This is a genomic window from Vibrio sp. 2134-1 (genome assembly GCF_033339495.1).
In genome coordinates this window covers 1-848 of sequence record NZ_JAWOUS010000246.1, presented here as the reverse complement: position 1 = coordinate 848, position 848 = coordinate 1, and the positions used below count along the sequence as shown (strand labels likewise).

Below are 848 nucleotides of genomic sequence, written 5' to 3'. Positions count from 1 at the left end.
CGATTGTGAAGTACATCTTCCATGCGAAGTAGTTTCTCTTTCTCCGCTTCTAACATCTTAGATACTGGAATGCCCGTTTGTTTAGAAAGCACTTCTGCGATTTCGTTATCTGTTACTTTGTTACGAAGCAGCGTCATTTCTTGCATTTCAGCCTGAGTCGCCAAATCTAGTTGCTTCTCTAATTCCGGAATACGACCGTATTGAAGCTCAGACATTCGGTTTAGATCACCAGCACGACGCGCAAACTCCATGTCCATACGAGCTTGCTCTAGTTCAGATTTAATATGCTGAGTACCAGAAAGTGCGGCTTTTTCTGTATTCCAAACCTCTTCTAACTCTGCGTATTCGCGTTCTTTCTCATTCAACTCATCATTCAATGCTTGCAGACGCTTTTCACTCGCTTCATCGTGCTCGTTACTTAGTGCTTGTTGCTCAATTTTTAGTTGGATGATTTTACGCTCAAGCTTATCCAATGATTCTGGTTTTGAATCGATTTGTAGACGAATGCTTGAAGCCGCTTCATCGATCAAGTCAATGGCTTTATCTGGCAACTGACGGTCCGAAATATAACGGTGCGACAAACTTGCCGCTGCAACAATCGCTGGGTCAGTAATTTCTACATGGTGATGAAGTTCATAACGCTCTTTCAAACCACGAAGAATAGCCACCGTATCTTCTACTGTCGGCTCATCCACCAGCACTTTTTGGAAACGACGTTCTAATGCAGCATCCTTTTCGATGTATTGACGGTACTCATCCAATGTTGTTGCACCAACACAGTGAAGTTCGCCGCGAGCCAATGCTGGTTTGAGCATGTTGCCCGCATCCATTGAGCCTTCACCTTTACC

General features: G+C 44.1%; 1 pseudogene. It reads right to left on the bottom strand.

What is annotated here, in order from left to right:
- A pseudogene (locus tag R7R78_RS25240) lies at positions 1-848 on the bottom strand (type VI secretion system ATPase TssH); the annotation flags it as partial.